The sequence below is a fragment of the Pseudomonas sp. S10E 269 genome (genome assembly GCF_002798465.1).
Classification (GTDB): domain Bacteria; phylum Pseudomonadota; class Gammaproteobacteria; order Pseudomonadales; family Pseudomonadaceae; genus Aquipseudomonas; species Aquipseudomonas pergaminensis.
In genome coordinates, this window is record NZ_PHIJ01000001.1 from 6,400,197 (window position 1) to 6,417,532 (window position 17,336).

Here is a 17,336-nt window from a genome sequence, read left to right on the forward strand (position 1 = left end):
CCGGGTGGATTACTTCGGTTCAGTCAGGGTGCCACCGGCCTTCAGGCACTCGGACGGGGTCTTGACGATCACGCCTTCGCCCTTGCAGCTGTTGAGGCCCTTGCAGTCGTTCTTGGCGGTGGCGCACAGGCTGGTGCCTTTGCAGGTGTTGACGCCGTAGCAGCGGCCGGGTTTTTCCTGCTGGTCGGCGGCGCTGGCAGCGGCGGCAAACGAGGCGGATGCCATGGCGATCAGGGCAGCAGCGGCAGCGAGGCTCAAGCGGGATTTGAGTGCAGTGTTCATGGGTGTTTCTCCGGGGTTGGGGTGAATTACTTGATAACGGAAGCAGCGTCTTCGATGACCTTCGCCACAGCCTCAGGCTGGGAGATGTACACCGAGTGGCTGGCCTTGATTTCGGTGACCTTGGAACCGGCGCGCTTGTACATCCAGCGCTGCAGGTCCGGGCTCAGGGCGCGGTCTTCGGTGGAGACCACCGCGTAGGTCGGTTTTTTGTGCCAGGCCGCGGCCCACACGGTGCCGCCGAACAAAGCGGTGGTCGCGGGCACTTGGGAGGCGGCCATGAAGTCGGTGCGGTTGGTGGTCAGGTCGGCGGCAAAGTCGGCGTTGAATTTAGTGCGGTCGAAGAACAGATGACCGTCGCGGCTGGCCTTGATGTCATCGCTGGGGGCTGGCATGGAGCCGATGAGTTGGGCCATGTTCTCGCCCACTTCCGGCTGCAGAGCCGAGACGTAGACCAGCGACTTGACCTTGTCGCGGTCGCCGGCAATCGAGATCACCCCGCCACCGGAACTGTGGCCCACCAGCACCACTGGGCCGACTTGCTGCTCCAGCACTTCGCGCGCCTCGGCCACATCGGCGGCCAGGCTCTCGTGGCCCTGGTGCACCACCGTGACCTTGTAGCCCTTGTGAATCAGGATGTCGTGCACCACGCGCCAGCCGGAACCGTCGACAAACGAACCGGGCACGATCACCACGCTTTTACCGGTGCCGGGCTGCGGGGCATCCGCCGCCTGGGCCAGCATCGGAACCGCCAGGGCCATGGCAATGGCCAGGGAAGAAAGCATACGCATTGGAAATCTCCATCAAAGTTATGAACGTTTGCCTGAGATCAGGCGGTCCAGCGACCAGGCCCCACCGCCATACGCCAGCAGCGGCAACAACAGGCCCGCCCAGGTCAGGTGCACCGGCCAGGCATCGGGGTACACAAACACCTCGATCACCAGGGTCATGCCCAGCAACGCAGCGGCCGCCGGACGGGTCAGCAGGCCCAGCACCAGCAACAGCGGGAACAGGTGCTCGGCGTAGGTCGCCAGGTGTGCCGCCCAGTCCGGCGGGATCAGCGGCAAGGCGTACTCCGAACGGAACAGCGTGTAGGTCGACGGCTTGAGTTCAAGCAACCCGGTGACCTTGGTGCGCCCCGACAGAAAGAACACCGCCGCGACCGCTACCCGGGCCACCAGCAACAGCAGGGCTTCGGGGAGCAGGCGCTGGATCAGCGCCGGGGCCGCTCGGCTCATGGCTGCTCCGTCAGGCTGCCAAAGCCTTTGGGCGTCTTGATTTGGGTGCAGGTGCCTTTGTCCACCAACACCCAGGCATTGCCCTGGTAGTCGGTGGTGGCGGTGCCGGCGCACGAAGTGCCTTTGCCCGCGGCGCAATCGTTGGCACCGGCGAGGGACACGCCGAAGCATTTTTCCTGGGGCTTGGGCTCATCGGCGTGGGCCACGGCCGCAAAGGCGCTGATAGACAGGGCGAGGGTTGCCGCGAGGGCTGCGTAAGGACGCTTCATGGGGTGAGTCTCCTGGCTTGACTGAGTGTGGCCAGGGCGCCTTGGGGTCGGTGACCGCCTGCGCCAGCTGGTGGACAGAGTTAAAGCCAGGCGTGTATCCGCTCTGTGTCGCGAACGCGATAGAACGTCATGCCGGTGTATCAGGAGGGTGCGGGGATACAGTTCGATACACAGTCAATAAAACAGTGCCAAAACGCTGGCGTTTTATTCGGCATCCCGAACGACACAATTAGAAATATTCGCCTTTCCGAACGAAGGCCATTGCGTGTCGCCGACGACCGCAAAAATCACCATAAATTTCATGCGGTTGTTGTCATGTTTGTTACATGCCAACTGGCATACATTCTGCTTTATCCCTATTTCTAGTAATAAAATGTTTCAGCCCTGGGACAGTCTCATCCTCTGAAACATGCTGCGCGACCCACCCATAAAAACGACAACGCCCCAAAGGAGGGCGACCTTCCGACCTTTTGATCGACATCAACTTTCCAAAACTGCTGCTGCACATCTGTACCCCAAAAAGGGCGAATGGCCTGATCGCCAATAACAAGCCCGACTATAAAAAGGATGATTTGATGAGCTCGAGCAAGCACCACGCAGTGTCCTTCATGGATGCAGACCACCCCGCGCCGGCCACCCCCGACAGCACCATTGGCTTTGGTCCCTTTCTATTACTGGCCAGGCAGCATGTGTTGCTGCGCAATGGCGAGCCAGTGACCCTGGGCAGCCGCGCGCTCTACCTGTTGATTGCCCTGGTGACCCGTGCCGGCGAACTGCTGGAAAAGTCCGAACTGATCTCCTTCGCCTGGCCCAAGGTGGTGGTGGAGGAATGCAACCTGCGCGCGCAGATCGTCGCGCTGCGCCGTGCCTTGGGCGACGATGGCAACTTCAGCTATATCGTCACCGTGCCGGGCCGCGGCTATCGTTTTGTCGCACCGGTCACGGTGCAGGCGGCGGGTGAAGAGCAGTTGCCGGTGCCGTCCGTGCGGGCTGATGAGCCCTGCCTGGCGGCGCCCACGGTGGAGGTGATCGGCCGTGACGCGTTGACCGCCAGCCTGGCCGACCAGGTCATGAGCCAGCGCTTCGTGACCCTCACCGGCCCCGGTGGCATCGGCAAGACCACCGTGGCCCTGGCCGTGGCACAACGCCTGGCCGCTGAACTCAACCTGGGCAGTTGTTTTGTCGACCTCGCCCCGGCCACCAGTGGGCAATGGGTAGCCGGCATGCTCGCCAGCGCCCTGGGCATCCAGACTGTCAGCGCAGACCCACTGCACTGCGTGGCCGCCAACCTGGCCAACCGCCGCGTGCTGCTGGTGCTGGACAACTGCGAGCACGTACTGCCCGCCACCGCCACCGCCGTGGAAACCCTGCTGCGCAGCGCGCCCCACTGCTGTGTGCTGACCACCAGCCGCGAGCCGCTGCGCGCCGAGGGCGAACGGGTGCACGACCTGGCGCCGCTGGAGGTCCCCGACGCCCACGCCCACCTCAGCGCCAGCCAAGCCCTGGCCTGGTCCGGCGTGCGCCTGTTTGTGGAACGCGTACGCGCCCTCGACCCCGGCTTTGTGTTCAACGATGAAGACGTTGCAGCCGTCAGCGCAATTTGCCGCAAACTCGACAGCAACGCGCTGGCCATCGAGATCGCCGCCGCACGGGTGCGCACCTTTGGTATCCAGGACCTGGTGGGCCTGCTCGACGGCAGCTTCCGCCTGCAGATGACTGGCCGGCGCACCGCCCTCGCCCGCCATCGCTCCCTCAGCGCGACCCTGGATTGGACCTACGCCATGCTCAGTGGCGACGAGCAGACGCTGCTGCGCCAACTGGCGGTGTTCACCGGTTCTTTCACCCTGGACGCGGTCAAGGCGATGACCGCCAGCAGCCGCCTCGACCCGCGCAACGCCCTGCCCCTGCTCGAAAGCCTGATGGACAAGTCGCTGCTGATCGCCAGCGAAGCCTGCGTGCCCAAGCGCTATCGCCTGCTGGAAACCACCCGCGCCTACGCCCTGGAAAAACTCAACGAACAGGGTGAAACCACCGCCACCTGCCAACGTCATGCACGCTATGCGCTGGGGGTGTTGCAAGAAGCCGGGAAGACCCTGGACGGATTGTCCCCGGCCACGTGGCTGGCGCTCTACGGGCCGGAGATCAACACCATTCGTGCCGCGCTCGACTGGGCTTATTCGGCCACCGGCGACCTCTCCCTGGGCATCGACCTGACCTTGGGCGGCGTGCCGTTGTGGCTGCGGTTGTCGCTGGTCAGCGAGTGCCGTACCTGGGTCGACAAGGGCCTGGCCAGTGGTGCCCTTATCCCGCTGCCCTTGCGCCAATGCATGTTGCTGCAGACCGCGCTGGCCAGTGTCTTGATGCTCACCTACGGCACCGGCACAGCAATGCGCGAAGCCTGGCGCCAGGTGTGTGAAGACGCCCGCGACCTGGGCGATGCGGACCACAAATTGCGCGCACTCTGGGGCCTGTGGACCGACCGCTGTGGCTGCAACCAATACACCGAAGCCCTGGAGTTGGCCGAGCGCTACATCGCCCTGAACAGCAGCGGCAGCCACCAACTGCTCGGCAAGCGCATGCGCGCCGTGGCGCTGTTCCACATGGGCGACCTGCTGGGCGCACGGTTGAATATCGACGAAGCGCTCGGCTCACCGTCGGCGCCGCGCTCGCACATCATCGATGTGCACTTCGACCAACGCATTGCCGCCCGCTGCCTCAAGGCCAAGGTGCAGTTGCTCGAAGGGGATGTCGACCCGGCGCTGCGCCTGATCGGCAGCTGCGTGGATGAAGCCATCTCCCTCGATCACCCCGCGACCCTCTGGTACACCCTGTGCCTGGGCGCAATCCCGTTGGCGCTGCTGGCGTCCAACCTGCCGAAAGCGCGCTACTACCTGGGCCTGTTGCAAGACAGCACCACCGGCCAGGACCTGCATATCTGGCGGCAATTTCGCCTGTGTTTCGAGAGCATCCTGCTGATCCGCGAGGGTTCGCCGGAAGCCGGCGTGCCGCAACTGGGCGAAGCGCTGCATCACCTGCAAGGCCAGGGCGACAGCCAGCTCTACAGCCTGCTGCGCTGCGAATACGCCCTCGGCCTGGCGCGCCTGGGCCTGGAGAAACTCGCCCTGGAAGTGCTGGAAGACACCCTGCAACTGGCCCTCGGCCGCCATGAACGCTGGTTCGCGCCACAGATGCTGCGAATCAAGGCGCAACTGACCCTGCGCCAGGCTCACTACGGCTCGGTGGACAAGGCCAAAGTACTGCTGCGCCAAGCGTGGGTTGACGCGCAATTGTCGGGCGCGCACTTCTGGCGGGCCCAGATCGCAACCGACCTGGCCCGCCTCCAGGAACCCAAACTGCGCATCGCCTCCCTGCCCCGCTTCCAGCACCGGTAGGGACGTCCATTGGGAATGCCTGGCTGTGGTGAGCGGGCTCGCTGTGGCGAAGGGGCTTGCTGTGGTGGGCAAGCTTGCTGTGGTAAGCGGGCTTGCTGTGGTGAGCGGGCTTGCCCCGCGCTGGGCTGCGAAGCGGCCCCAACACAGGCACCGCGTTCTTTCAGCCAGAACCCGATTGGCTGTTTTAGGGCCGCTTCGCAGCCCAGCGCGGGGCAAGCCCGCTCACCACAATTACAAGCCAAAGCCACCGGCCGCTCACCACAATTACAAGCCACAATTTGAATTCAATCAAAGCCAAACCGTATCCCACAGCGAATAATCTCCTACCCGCTCAACCAACCCGGCTCGCAATGGATTGGCGATGATGTACCTGGCCATTTTCCGAACATCGTCCTCCACGCGCACCGCCCTATCGTGATAACCGGGCTGCCAGACACGTTCTTTGCTTTGACGACGACGGTTGATGGTCAGCGTGCTACGTGACTTGATACGCCGCATTACATCGGCCAAGGTCTTTTGCTTCAGTTCGAATAGCCAGTGGATATGGTCAGGCATGATCACCCAGGCCACGGAGTCGATCAGGCCCAATTCATGGGCGTGCCGCAATTCGGCAACCAGCAAGCGCCCCAGGAACACGTCAGTGAATAGACGTTGGCGGTTGTGAACGACGATGGTGATGAGGTAACTGCGCCCGTGCTCCGAATATCGTCCGTGGCGCAGGCGGTGGGATTGAGGGGCTAGGCGCAAATCCGTTGTCGATGGCTATGGCGGTGAATACCATCACGTAGGAGCTGATTGAGCCCAGCCGTGGGAAATGGAACTGAGGAAGGAGCTCTGGACACTCATGATCGACTCCCATCCGATCACAGAAGGACCCTGCTTATGTTTCCATTTCTTGCTGCAATCATCCCCGCCTTGGTGGGTGCTGCCAAAGCAGTCGCTGTCGGTGCCGTCACCGGTGTGGCAACTGCCGGCGCCGCCTACGGCACAAGTAAAGCGATTGAGGCCATCGCTGGCGACAAGGCGGCTACGCCCACATCCGATGGGCAAACAGACCCCGCGCCCATCAAAAACCCGGCGACATCCCTTGAGCCGTCCTGGAAAGCCTTGCAAAACGATGTGCCCGAACATCTGCGCCCCCTGGAAAAACCTGCCGTAAAAGAGGCAACACCTGTCGATTTACCTCTGCCGTCAGTCGATGAACACCCCCAAAAGGCGTCAGCTGTCATAGGCGCAGCAAACCCGGTTGCGCCTGCCTTACTTGCTCTCACCGCGGTCCCGACGTCTGGCGCGATGCGCGTTTAGCCTGCTTGATGGCTATGACAACACCCTTGCCTCAGATAAGGCGGGCCGCCACCAGCCAGTCCGCCACGGCCTGGAATGAGGCATCCGGCACCGGGTCGCCGGGCACGGTCTTGCGCGCAATGTCAGCAGCCAGGGCCTTGTCCGGCGCGTGGGGAATGCCCAGGTCGTACGCCTCCTGCAACATCAACAACGCCTCCTCCGGCGATGCCCGGCACACGATCACCGGCACCGGGGTTTCCCCGCGCACGTAACGCACGCCAATCACCCAGCCGTCGGTGGTGCCGATCATCATCGAGGCGCGGTTCAGACCCAGCTTGGTGGCCAGCGCCTGCATTTCATTGCGCTGGCGCCGGCGTTCGCTCTTGATCAGCGGGTCGCCGTCGATGTCCTTGCGTTCGCGCTTGGTTTCGCTGCGGGTCATCTTCATGTCGCGGCCGAACAGCCAGCGCTGCATCATCACGTCCACCGCGCCCACCACAATGAAGGCGCAGAGCACGGTGAACACCAGCGGCTTGAGCACCAGGAAAAACGTCGACTCCATGCACTCCGCCCCACAGCGCGACGATTCCATCAGCGCCTGCAACGCGTGCTTGCCGACCACGTAGAACGCAATCGCCAACACATGCACCTTGATCAGGCCCTTGATGAACTCCACCAGGTTGCGCAGGGCAAAGATCTTCTTCAGGCCCTCTGCCGGGTTGATGCGCTTGAACTCAGGTTTGACCGGGTCCACCGAGAACACAAAGCCGCGCATGGTGATGATATTGGTCAGGATCACCACGCCGGTGGTCACCGCCATCACCGGCAGGGTGATGCCGATCACCAGTTGCTCGGCGTGGTCGAGCACCCGGGGCCAAACGGTGGCGAACGGTTCGATGTAGATCCGCGCGGTCAGGTCGATCAGTGCGGTGACCTGGGCCTTGGCGCGCGGCGCGAGGATCGAGATGCACAGGGTGCAGAACAGGATAACCATGCCCGACACCAGGTCCTGGCTCTTGGCGACCTGGCCTTTCTTGCGCGCGTCCTGGAGCTTCTTGTCCGTCGCCGGCTGGGATTTCTCTTCACTGGTATCGGCCATGGGCTACTCCATGCCGGCCAGGGCCTTGAGCAGTTCGACGGTGCCGCGAAACTCCGCCAGTTGGTCGAGCATCATCGGGATCAGGAAGCCGATGTAGATCACCATCAGGATCGTGAAAAACAGGTTCTTCACCGGCAGCGACAGGTCGAAGATGTGCAGGTTCGGCGCCATGCGCGACAGGTAGGCGAGCATCAGGTCGGTAACCAGCAGCGCAATCAGCAACGGCGAGACCATCAGCACGCCAACACGCATGATCTGGTCGAGGATCGACAACACCGCCAGCAACGCCGAGCTGGCGAAGACCGGCGTAAACGAGGTGACCGGCCAGAGCTGGTAGCTGTGGTAATAACCGTCGACCATCAGGATGAACCCGCCGGACATGAAGAACAGCGTGATCAGCATCACCGTGAGCAGCGTCGCCATCACGCTCGATTCCCCGGACGACAACGGGTCCACCAGTTGCGCCATGGTCGAGCCGCGTTGCAGGTCGATCAACTCCCCCGCCACCTCGGCCGCCCAGAACGGAATGCCAAACAGCAGGCCGATAAGAATGCCGATCAGGAATTCCTTGATCAGCAACCCGGCGATAAACACGCTGCCGTGCTCCGGCATTGACGTCAGCGCTTCGAACACCGGGAAGAACATCGGGATGGAAATCGCCACCGCCACGCAGCCGCGGATCATCCCGGTGAGGCCCAAGCGGTTGAACGCCGGGGTGATCACCACCACGCCCATGGCACGGCAGGCAGCGAGCGAGGCGGCGCTGATCACCGGGTAGGCGACTTCCAGGAACTGCGCGGTCAGGCTGGCATCCATGGGCGGTCAGCGCGTCCACATCGGAAAATTGTCCAGCACCTGGCCGCCCAGCTCCGCCACTTGCCCGGCGAGTACCGGGCCCAGGAAGACGATGGTCAGCAGCACCGCCACCAGCTTCACCACCTGGGGCAGGGTCTGGTCCTGGATCTGCGTCAGCGCCTGGAACAAGCCCACGCTCAAGCCCACGATAATCGCCACCCCCAACGCCGGCGCGGAGAGCATCAGCACGGTCATCAGTGCCTGTTTCATCAATGACAGGAATACGTCCTGGCCCATGGGTCGTGCCTCAGCCGTAACTCAGAATCAAACCGTGCATCAAGCGCGACCAGCCGCTCAGGGACACGAATAAAAAGATCTTCAGCGGAATGGAGATCAGGTTCGGCGAGACCATCGACATGCCCATCGCCATCAGCACGTTGGACACCAGCAGGTCCACCACCAGGAACGGGATATAGAGCAAAAAGCCGATCTCGAACGCACGGGTCAGCTCCGAGCTGACAAACGCCGGAATCAGCACCACCAGGTCATCGTCACGCAGGTCGGCACGCGCTTGCGGCGACCAGATGGTCTCGGTGGCCTGCACGAAAAAACCACGCTCGGACTCATTGGCGAACCGCGCCAAATGCGCCTGCAACGGCGGGCGCAGGGCGTCCCCCAGGTCCTTGAGTTGCTCCACATGCTCGATGTTGAGGTCGCGGCCCTCCACCTGCCGGTACATGTCGCCAATCAACGGCGTGGTCACGTACACCGACAGGATCAGCGCAATGCCGTACAGCACCAGGTTCGGCGGGGTCTGTTGCACGCCGAGGGCGTTGCGGATCAGGAACAGCACCACCGAGATCTTCATGAACCCGGTGAGCGTCACCACCGCCAACGGGATCAACCCGATCGTCGCAACGACCAGGATGATCTCGATCAGGTTCGGCTGATAACCGGTCATGGGGTGGCGAAACTCAGCAGGCGCACGCCCAAGCCGTCACCGATTTTCACCAGTTGGCCCTGGCCGACGCGGCGGCCGTTGACCATCAGATCGACACTATCCACGCCCGGCGTGTTGAGCTGCAACAGGCTGCCCGCGCCCAGTTCACGCAACTGCGCCAGGGTCAGTTCCAGGCTGCCCACCTGGCACACCAGTTTCAACGGCAAGTCATCCAGCGCCGTGGCGGCATCAACATCGGTCATGGTGTTCTCCGGTTCCAGAAAGGGGGCTTTCAAGGCTTCCTGCAGGCGCAGGACTTCACCCTGGTATTGGCAGCGGGCCTGCAAGCGGCCGTCGAGGTCCAGCAGCAGGCCAGGGCCTTGCTCCAGCATCAGCACATCGCCGGGGCGCAGGCTGCGCAGCTCGCCGAGGCTCAACCATTGCCGCCCCGCTACCACCGCCAAGGTCTGGCGCAGGGCCGGCAACGGGTCGGGCGCGATCGGTGCGTATTGCGCCAGCAACTGCGCCACCAGCACGGCGGCACCTTCGCTCAGGTCCAGTTGGACGCTCATCGCCGGCTGGCTGCCGAAGCTCAGCTCCAGCGCGACTTGCATGGCAAACACCGTCTGGCCGTCAGCGGCGTCGAGCAACTGCACCGGATGGCCGAGCAACGGTTCCAAGGCCTCGATCAGGTCGAGCACCGCCAACTCCAGCAACAACGAACGCGGCAACGCCGGCAGTTGCTGCACATCGAACGGCAACGCCAGCGGCAGCAACAATTGCTCCAGCGCAGCGGCGGGCAAACGCAGCCGCGCCGGAGCGCGACCGAGCGCCAGCAACACTTCATGCGGTGCCACAAGTACCTGGGGCTCGGCGGCCCAGGACACACGCAAGTCCTGCCCGGCACAACGGCCCTGCCAGGGACGACGGCGGCGGTGCACCTGGTTATGCAGGGCCAGCAACGCCGGGTCGTAGTGGGTCAACCACGGCGACAGCGGGTCGGCAAGGGCTGTGATCATGTGCCGGTGCCTTCATCACGCAACTCACCCACCCGACGCTCATCGCTCTCACGGCCTTCCAGCAGGCTTTGCCAGGCATCCGACTGACGCTGGCGGCTCAAGCGTTCCTGACGGAACAAGTCACGCTCACGCTCCTGGCTTTCCAGGGTAATGGACACATGGGTCACATCGTTTTCCAATTGCTGCTGGTCATCCGACAAACCGCGCAAACGGTCCTGAGCAGCCTGCCAACTCGCCACCGACAACCCCTCGGTGAGCGACGCATACACCTGGCGCGCCTCCTCGGCAATGGCTTCCCGGTGCAAACGCAACTGCTCCTTGGCGTCGGTCAACACACCGTGCGTCTGCTCACAACGCTGCTGCTGCGCAGCCAGTTGGCTCGCGGCCCTTTGCTCACGCAAGACCCGCAAGGATTGCAGGGTGCGCAGTTGTTCGGTTTTCATTCGGTTGTCTCCATTTTCATGCCAAACCACATCAAGTAACCCATGAAGCTCCAATGTGGGAGCTGGCTTGCCTGCGATGACGGTCTACCCATCACAGACGTCGCTGGCTGCCCCACCGCCATCGCCGACAAGCCAGCTCCTACAACTACCGGCGAATGCATCCAGCTTCATGCCAGTACCTGCCGCATGCGTACCAACGTCTGTTCAAGGCTGCTCGGTTCATCAGCGTTCTGACGCAAGAAGGCTTCGATGGCCGCGTGACGGTTGATCGCTTCGTCCGCCAGCGGGTCGCTGCCAGCGGAGTATTCGCCCACCCGAATCAGCATCTCGATCTCGCCATACCGCGCCATCAACTCACGAATCCGCATGGCCAAACGCTTATGCTCCTCACCCGCCACCTGCTCCATCAACCGGCTACGACTGCGCAACACATCCACCGCCGGAAAGTAATTACGCTGAGCCAGCTCGGCACTCAACGCGATATGCCCATCAAGAATCGAACGAGCCTCCTCCGCCACCGGATCACTGGCCGCATCACCCTCGGTGAGCACCGTGTACAACGCGGTAATACTCCCGGTAGGCCCCGGCCCCGCACGCTCCAGCAGACGCGGCAAAGCCGAGAAAAACGACGGCGGATAACCCCGCCGAGTCGGCGGCTCACCCACAGCAAGGCCGATCTCACGCTGCGCACGGGCAAAGCGAGTCAGGCTGTCCATCAACAGCAACACAGTACGACCCTGGTCACGGTGGTATTCAGCCAGAGTGGTAGCGACAAACGCCGCACGTACCCGCTCGGCCGCCGGACGATCCGACGTCGCGACCACCGCCACCGTGCGCGCACGGGCCTGGGTATCCAGTTGCACATCGAGCAGCTCGCGCACCTCCCTGCCCCGCTCGCCAATCAGCCCGATCACGATCACATCCGCTTCGCTGTTGCGAATGATGCTGGCCAGCAACGACGACTTGCCCACGCCGGGCTCACCAAAAATCCCCATGCGCTGGCCCTGGGCCAAGGTCAACAAGCCATCGATGGAGCGAATGCCCAGGGCCATCGAACGCACGATCAGTTGCCGGGAAAACGGTGCCGGCGGTTCGGCATGCAGCGGGTAATGCTGCAAGGCCACGGTCGGTGGAAGGCCGTCGCCATCGAGGAAATCTCCCATGGGGCTGATCACCCGCCCCAACTGCGCATCACCGACCGCCACGCCCAGGGTCTCGCCAGTGGCGGTGATCTGGGTGCGCGTGGACAGCCCCTCCATGGAGCCAATGGGCGACAGGATCGCCTCGTCACCATCAAAACCGATCACCTCGGCACTCAGGCTGCGTGCGCTGCCGGGGTCGCGCAGTTGGCACAATTCGCCAATGCTCGCGCCCGCCACACTGGCCCGCAGCAGCACACCACGAATGCTCAGCACCGTGCCGTGCATGGGCCGCAGACGCGCCTGGGCCAGGCGTGCGCTGAGTCGAGGCAGCAACTGCTCAAGGTTCATGCCACGCCCTCTTCGGCGAAAGGCAACAAGCTGCGACGCAGGTTGTGCAATTGGGCTTCAAGGCCCAACTCCACGGAACCGGCCGGGCTGTTCAGGCGTGCTTGGCCGGCGTGCAACTGTTCATCGGCGTCCACCGCAATCGCCAGCCCTTCCAGCGTGAGGCGCTGGCGCAATGCATCGACTTCCGCCGGCGGCACCCACAGGGTCAGGGCCTGGTCCTGGCGAAACGCACTCAAGGCCTGGCGGGTACTGCGCACCACGCGATCGGCGTTATCCAGTTCGCCCAGCACTTCGCGCACGATGCCCAGGGCCAGGTCGGCCAGGGACCCTTCCAGGCTGCTCAAGTAGTGCTGCACCTGGGACTGGGTCTGCAGCAGCAACTGCGCCACCTGCTCGGCGCCTTCCTGCCGAGCACTTTCAAAGCCCTCGGCGCGGGCGCTGCTCAGCCATTGCTCGCTGTCGGTCTTAATCTGTTCGGCCTGTGCCTTGGCCGCTTGCAGGAAGGCAAAACCGTCGCTCCACAACGCGGCTTCTTCGGCGCGCAGGATGCGGGCAGTGGGACGACTCGGCAATTCACTCATGGCGTAATCTCCTCGGCCAGCAGGCACGCGGCAGCGGCCTGGACGATCTCCAGGTCGCGGGGCACCCTGGCGCCGTCACCCTGGGGAAAGGCAAACCGCAAACGCAACCAGCCCTGCCAGTCGGCATGTTGGGCGTGCAACCACGCGGCGACACAGCCCTGGCCGTCGCGGTCAATGGCCTCGACCAATTCAGCGGGATCACGCAGCAGATCCGCCGCGCCGCCCAGTTGGCGCAAGGCCAGGGCGGCCACGAAGACTTCGGCGCCGAGGCCTTCGCGCAGCTCATTGACCACCTCGCGACGGATCTCCCGGCTCAGGGTCGAGGCATGCCAGATCGCCCCGCACTGCCTCGGCAAGCGGGCGAACTGTGCCGGCGACAGCAGCAACACCGGCAAGTCCGCCGCCACAGGTGGGATCAATTGATCCATGGGCGCCAATTGGTAATGGCTGACCAGCAGCTGTTCCAGGCGCTGGCGAAAGCGCGGCTGGCCCTGCATCGCCTGCAGCACCGCCTCCGGCAACTCATCGGCAAAACACCCGCCCAGGCTGGCCCCACGCACGAACTGCAAGGGCTCGGCCACCAGCCCCTGCCAACGCTCGAACAAACTCATTCACCCTCCTTGAGCACATACAGCGCCTGGGACTGGCGGCGCACCCATTGCTGGCGGGCCAGCACGCCCAGCGCACCGAGTGCGATCAGGAGCAGCGCACCGAACATCAAGCGTGCCTGTGGCAGGTTATCTTCCAGCAGCCACAGGCCCAGGAAGCGCACCAGCCGTGGTTGCGCCGGGTTTTGGCTGATGGCGACAGCGGCCTTGATCGCGGTCACCGAGACACCGTCGTAGCTGAGCCCGGAAATGCCGTTGGCCACCAGGGTCTTGATCTGTGGGATCAGCGTGTTGATGTCGGTGCCCGGGTCGTAACGCACCAGCACCGAGGCCGACGACGGCGAGATCACGCGCTTGAGCAAGTCGTTGTCCGGCAGCACCACGTGCACACGGGCGGCAACGATGCCGTCGATCTGCGACACCGAGTGGGACAGTTCTTCGCTCAACGCATAGATCATCTGCGCCCGCTCCTGCACGGGGGACGACACCAGGCCATTGCCCTTGAACACCTCGCCCATGTTGGAAAAACTCTGCTGCGGCAGGCCGGCGTTATCAAGCAGGGTCATGGCTTCGGCAAAGCGCGATTCGTCGACCACCACCTTGAGCTGGCCATTGTCCTGGGCCTTGCGTTCCGCCGGGATGCCACCGCGCAGCAGCACCGCGACCATCGCGTTGGCGTCACGCTCGCTGAGGTTGGTGTAGAGGTCGGTGTTGCACGCTTGCAGCAGGCTGGCGAGCAGGCCGATCAGCAACAGGCGCAGGGCGCGGTTTGGGCTTGGCATACGGTTATTGACCCTTGAGCAAGGTGTTGGCGGACCCGGAAATCTGCGTCGCGCCGCGCACCACCATCTGGGTTTCGATGGAGTAGTCGAACATCTTGCCCAGGGAGTGGACGATCTGGTCGACCTGTTGCTCGCCGACTTTTTTCCCCGGCTCTGCCGATGGCGAGGCACTGGCTGTGCGGATCTCTGCCTGGGCTGGCGGCGGTGCCGACGGGTTGTTGGTGAGCAGGTCGGCACGCTCGGAAAAAGCCCGTGTGCGATCGATGAAACTGTTCATCCGCTCCATCAGGCCCGAGCCGATCTGGTGCGGGCTGGCGCCTTCGGGCATGCCCTTGGCGGTGTTGGCCATGTGCTCGAACAGGTTCTGCGAGGCCCCAGCGGGCCCCGCGCCGGCAGACGGCGGCAACGCCGAAGCGCCGGCGGCGAGACTGATAGTCATAGGGGCTTCCTATTCTTCGTCGTCATCGGACATGGCGTCGTTCAGCAGTTCCTGCATCTTGGGCATGATGATGAACTGACCGCCGTAGGTGACCGCCTGGGTGATGAACGAATCGGTGAGCTCGGCGTCGGTCGGCTCGGCAGGTTTGTCGGCGGCCTTGGCGTTATCCACCGCAGTATTGAACTTGGCTTCAGGGCTGGCGCCACCAGGGGCGAGATTGCTGTCTACGGCCGTTACGGACATGGTGCTGCTCCTTTACTGGGTTGGGGTTTCGGTACTGACTTGGGCGCCACGGAACACCCGCACGCCCCGCTCGCGCGCCACCGGGGCGGCCACGGCCTTGGGGTGCAGGTGGTCGACATGCTGTTGCACCAGCGCCAGGTACGGCGGTGGTCCGGACACGAACACTTCGTCGCCCTCGGGGCCGTTGCGCATGGACAGCTGCTGGCCGAACACATCGAGGGTGTTGAGGTAGGCTTGCAACTGGTCCAGGTCCAGGGCGCTGGCCTTGAACAGCTTGGTGCTGATTTCATCGCTGGCGTTGAGGTACAGCAGGTTGCCGTCGAAGTACCAGGTGAGGCCGTTGGTGCTGCACAGGGCCTGCAGGAACTCCCCGGCGGTGGCCGCGCGAAGGGTGCTGCGGGCCTTGCCGCGGACCTTGTCGGAGAGCACCAGCGGCACCTCGAGGTTGTGGCCGAATTCTTCCAGGGCGCTGCGTACATCCTGGTCGACCAGCACGTAGGCGTACGGCTGGGAGAACCATGCGGGCTCTTCGGCGGCGCGGGCCAAACTGCTGCTGAACAGGCATAGGACAGCCAGCAAAAATATGCTTACATGGCGTCCGCCTTCGCCAGACGAGTTGTGCCGATGTCCAAGAATTTCCTGCTCGCCAGTACCCTGTTGCTGGCCGCCTGCTCCAGCAAGCCCGCGACCGATTCCGACAAGTCCTTGCAACTGGCCGATGACCTGAGCAAACGCGGCGACTATGCCAGTGCGGCGGCGCTGTACGAGCGTGCGGCGCAGCAACCTGGCGCCGGTATCGAGCTGTGGCTCAAGCTCGGCCAGGCCAGGCTCGACGCCAAGGACGCGGCGGGCGCCGAGCGTGCCTACCAGCAGGCCCTGGGTTTCGACGCGCGCAATGCCGACGCCCTGTTCGGCCTGGGTACCGCGCAATTGCAGTTGGGCAAGACTCAGCGTGCGGTCACCGCCCTGGGCCAGGCCGCCGAGATCAGCCACTTGCCGGTTGCCTACACCCGCCTGGGTGTCGCGCAGATCCTCAATGGCCAGGCCGGTGCAGCGCAAGGCGCGTTCGCCAAGAGCCTGAGCCTCAAGCCCGACGACCTCGACAACCGTTGCAACCTGGCCCTGGCGTACGCGCTGGGTGGGCAGTCGCAACAGGCGTTGGACACCATCGCCCCGGTCACCCAATCGCCCCGCGCCTTGCCTCGGCATCAACGCAATGTGCTGTTGGTGATGGTGCTGGCCGGTCATGAGCAGCGGGTTGCCACACTGCCGCTGGATGACATTCCCGCTGCCGAGCGTGAGCGGTTGGTGGCGGAAGCGAAACGCATCAAAGCCATCAGCGACCCGGTGGCGCAAGCAAAAGAGCTGGGGTTGGTAGCCCCCAACTGACACAACACAAGACTGCTTTTGATCTGCTTTTGATTTCAAGCGCTCCATAAAACCACGCTGGCCGAAGTGAGGGCATGCCGAGCCTAGGCGAGGTGCAGAGTGGTGGGGCGAGGACCTTTTGGTTACTTTTGGCTGGGCCGGCTTCCGGTCCTTCCAAAAGTGACCCACTGTAAGAGCGGAACCATAAGCGGCCGTTACCGCAGTAATGGATACGTACTCCAGCCCAAAATCTCTAGCGCCAGACACAAAGCTTTCGCGAGCAAGCCCGCTCCCACATTTGGAATGTGGGTTGTCTGGTAGATTTGGGTTGGTTGGGAGGCCGCCATCGCAGGCGAGCCAGCTCCCACAGTTGGTATGTGGGGTGTCAGGTAGATTTGGGTTGGCTGGGAGGCCGCTATCGCAGGCAAGCCAGCTCCCACAGTTGGGATGTGGGGTGTCAGGTAGATTTGGGTTGGCTGGGAGGCCGTCATCGCAGGCAAGCCAGCTCCCACATTTGGAATGTGGGGTGTCAGGTAGATTTGGGTTGGCTGGGAGGCCGCTATCGCGGGCGAGCCAGCTCCCACAGTTGGGATGTGGGGTGTCAGGTAGATTTGGGTTGGCTGGGAGGCCGCTATCGCGGGCAAGCCAGTTCCTGCATGGGATCAGCGTACAAGCGGTCATTGTTGGCCCCCCGCTGCGCCAGCCTTGGCTTCTTGTTGGTCTTTGCGGCGCTGTAGCTGTTCGCGGTCGAAGCCTTCGATGTAGACCTGGGCGGCGCGGCCTACGGGGGCGGCCATGGCCGGGCCGGTCGGGCGGCCTTGGGTCAGGTCCTGCTTGCGCTCGACCATCTGCATCAGGTTCAAGTTATTCGCGCAGCCCAACGCCAGGGTCGGCTTGAAGTCTTCGCCCAGGCCGATGGTGTCGGTGGCCGGCGGTTGCTGACACTGGGTCGGCAGGCCATCCGCGCGGTATTCGGACGAGTAATAAGTCGGCGCCAAATGGGTCTGGCAACCCATCAGTGCCAGGGGCAACAGTATCAACACTCGCAAAGCAGTCATGGCAGGCCC

22 protein-coding genes are annotated in these 17,336 nt (G+C 63.5%); 3 read left to right on the top strand and 19 right to left on the bottom strand.

All coding sequences use genetic code 11. The features are described 5' to 3' along the window. Positions 1 to 9 precede the first annotated feature (9 nt). From CWC48_RS29455 to CWC48_RS29470, 4 genes are read right to left on the bottom strand one after another with little or no spacing between them, the layout of a single operon-like run. The gene (locus CWC48_RS29455; RefSeq protein WP_100491059.1) at positions 10 to 282 is read right to left on the bottom strand and encodes a hypothetical protein; all 273 of its coding nucleotides are present in this window, start codon (positions 280 to 282) and stop codon (positions 10 to 12) included. A gap of 26 nt (positions 283 to 308) precedes the next feature. Next, complete coding sequence (locus tag CWC48_RS29460; protein ID WP_099493884.1) at positions 309 to 1,070, bottom strand: alpha/beta fold hydrolase; 762 nt, start codon at positions 1,068 to 1,070, stop codon at positions 309 to 311. Positions 1,071 to 1,088: 18 nt separating this feature from the next. Further along, positions 1,089 to 1,517 (bottom strand): DoxX family protein, encoded by a 429-nt coding sequence (locus CWC48_RS29465; RefSeq protein WP_078047861.1) that lies wholly within the window; start codon positions 1,515 to 1,517, stop codon positions 1,089 to 1,091. After that, positions 1,514 to 1,786 carry a DUF2282 domain-containing protein gene (locus CWC48_RS29470; RefSeq protein WP_078047860.1) on the bottom strand — a complete coding sequence of 91 codons (273 nt, stop codon included), beginning with the start codon at positions 1,784 to 1,786 and terminating at the stop codon, positions 1,514 to 1,516. Before CWC48_RS29470 ends, CWC48_RS29465 begins: the two co-directional genes overlap by 4 nt. Positions 1,787 to 2,394: 608 nt before the next feature. On the opposite strand from CWC48_RS29470, the gene CWC48_RS29480 reads away from it, so the two are divergent. Further along, a complete protein-coding gene (locus CWC48_RS29480) occupies positions 2,395 to 5,178 on the top strand; it encodes a winged helix-turn-helix domain-containing protein (protein ID WP_371857083.1) in 2,784 nt (927 codons plus the stop codon). Between the two features lie 288 nt (positions 5,179 to 5,466). Here the strand turns inward: CWC48_RS29480 and CWC48_RS29485 are convergent, their stop codons facing one another. Then, positions 5,467 to 5,925: a transposase gene (locus CWC48_RS29485; RefSeq protein WP_100491061.1), complete on the bottom strand. Its 459-nt coding sequence runs from the start codon at positions 5,923 to 5,925 to the stop codon at positions 5,467 to 5,469. A 135-nt stretch (positions 5,926 to 6,060) separates the two neighbouring features. Between CWC48_RS29485 and CWC48_RS29490 the strand changes: the two genes are divergently transcribed. Beyond that, positions 6,061 to 6,483 carry a hypothetical protein gene (locus tag CWC48_RS29490; protein WP_100491062.1) on the top strand — a complete coding sequence of 141 codons (423 nt, stop codon included), beginning with the start codon at positions 6,061 to 6,063 and terminating at the stop codon, positions 6,481 to 6,483. A gap of 31 nt (positions 6,484 to 6,514) precedes the next feature. On the opposite strand, the gene CWC48_RS29495 is transcribed toward CWC48_RS29490, so the two are convergent. The 13 genes from CWC48_RS29495 to CWC48_RS29555 all read right to left on the bottom strand — a co-directional run bounded on the left by CWC48_RS29495 (position 6,515) and on the right by CWC48_RS29555 (position 15,477). Next, complete coding sequence (locus CWC48_RS29495) at positions 6,515 to 7,561, bottom strand: EscU/YscU/HrcU family type III secretion system export apparatus switch protein (RefSeq protein WP_100491063.1); 1,047 nt, start codon at positions 7,559 to 7,561, stop codon at positions 6,515 to 6,517. A 3-nt stretch (positions 7,562 to 7,564) separates the two neighbouring features. Beyond that, a complete protein-coding gene (gene sctT, locus CWC48_RS29500; protein WP_100491064.1) occupies positions 7,565 to 8,377 on the bottom strand; it encodes a type III secretion system export apparatus subunit SctT in 813 nt (270 codons plus the stop codon). Between the two features lie 6 nt (positions 8,378 to 8,383). After that, positions 8,384 to 8,653 (bottom strand): EscS/YscS/HrcS family type III secretion system export apparatus protein, encoded by a 270-nt coding sequence (locus CWC48_RS29505; RefSeq protein WP_016969171.1) that lies wholly within the window; start codon positions 8,651 to 8,653, stop codon positions 8,384 to 8,386. Between the two features lie 10 nt (positions 8,654 to 8,663). Then, positions 8,664 to 9,317 (bottom strand): type III secretion system export apparatus subunit SctR, encoded by a 654-nt coding sequence (sctR, locus tag CWC48_RS29510; RefSeq protein ID WP_078047854.1) that lies wholly within the window; start codon positions 9,315 to 9,317, stop codon positions 8,664 to 8,666. After that, entirely contained in the window at positions 9,314 to 10,315 is a 1,002-nt protein-coding gene (gene sctQ / locus CWC48_RS29515; protein ID WP_100491065.1) for a type III secretion system cytoplasmic ring protein SctQ, read from the bottom strand. The genes sctR and sctQ overlap by 4 nt, the downstream gene beginning before the upstream one ends. Beyond that, positions 10,312 to 10,758, bottom strand: coding sequence for a hypothetical protein (locus CWC48_RS29520; protein ID WP_100491066.1), 447 nt, complete (start codon positions 10,756 to 10,758; stop codon positions 10,312 to 10,314). The genes sctQ and CWC48_RS29520 overlap by 4 nt, the downstream gene beginning before the upstream one ends. A 167-nt stretch (positions 10,759 to 10,925) precedes the next feature. Further along, positions 10,926 to 12,248, bottom strand: coding sequence for a FliI/YscN family ATPase (locus CWC48_RS29525; protein ID WP_100491067.1), 1,323 nt, complete (start codon positions 12,246 to 12,248; stop codon positions 10,926 to 10,928). Continuing rightward, positions 12,245 to 12,829: a FliH/SctL family protein gene (locus tag CWC48_RS29530; RefSeq protein ID WP_078047850.1), complete on the bottom strand. Its 585-nt coding sequence runs from the start codon at positions 12,827 to 12,829 to the stop codon at positions 12,245 to 12,247. Before CWC48_RS29530 ends, CWC48_RS29525 begins: the two co-directional genes overlap by 4 nt. Next, positions 12,826 to 13,440, bottom strand: coding sequence for a type III secretion protein (locus tag CWC48_RS29535; protein WP_100491068.1), 615 nt, complete (start codon positions 13,438 to 13,440; stop codon positions 12,826 to 12,828). The genes CWC48_RS29530 and CWC48_RS29535 overlap by 4 nt, the downstream gene beginning before the upstream one ends. Further along, positions 13,437 to 14,219 (bottom strand): type III secretion system inner membrane ring lipoprotein SctJ, encoded by a 783-nt coding sequence (sctJ, locus tag CWC48_RS29540; protein WP_100491069.1) that lies wholly within the window; start codon positions 14,217 to 14,219, stop codon positions 13,437 to 13,439. Before sctJ ends, CWC48_RS29535 begins: the two co-directional genes overlap by 4 nt. Before the next feature lie 4 nt (positions 14,220 to 14,223). Beyond that, positions 14,224 to 14,658 (bottom strand): hypothetical protein, encoded by a 435-nt coding sequence (locus CWC48_RS29545; protein WP_078047847.1) that lies wholly within the window; start codon positions 14,656 to 14,658, stop codon positions 14,224 to 14,226. 9 nt (positions 14,659 to 14,667) lie between these two features. Beyond that, on the bottom strand, positions 14,668 to 14,901 hold the full coding sequence (locus CWC48_RS29550) for a hypothetical protein (protein ID WP_100491070.1): 234 nt from the start codon (positions 14,899 to 14,901) through the stop codon (positions 14,668 to 14,670). A 12-nt stretch (positions 14,902 to 14,913) separates the two neighbouring features. After that, positions 14,914 to 15,477 carry a type III secretion protein gene (locus CWC48_RS29555; protein ID WP_100492482.1) on the bottom strand — a complete coding sequence of 188 codons (564 nt, stop codon included), beginning with the start codon at positions 15,475 to 15,477 and terminating at the stop codon, positions 14,914 to 14,916. A 48-nt stretch (positions 15,478 to 15,525) separates the two neighbouring features. Between CWC48_RS29555 and CWC48_RS29560 the strand changes: the two genes are divergently transcribed. Continuing rightward, positions 15,526 to 16,290 carry a tetratricopeptide repeat protein gene (locus tag CWC48_RS29560; protein ID WP_100491071.1) on the top strand — a complete coding sequence of 255 codons (765 nt, stop codon included), beginning with the start codon at positions 15,526 to 15,528 and terminating at the stop codon, positions 16,288 to 16,290. A gap of 656 nt (positions 16,291 to 16,946) precedes the next feature. Here CWC48_RS29560 and CWC48_RS29570 read toward each other — a convergent pair. Next, positions 16,947 to 17,327 carry a hypothetical protein gene (locus CWC48_RS29570; protein WP_078047844.1) on the bottom strand — a complete coding sequence of 127 codons (381 nt, stop codon included), beginning with the start codon at positions 17,325 to 17,327 and terminating at the stop codon, positions 16,947 to 16,949. Between the last annotated feature and the right edge of the window lie 9 nt (positions 17,328 to 17,336).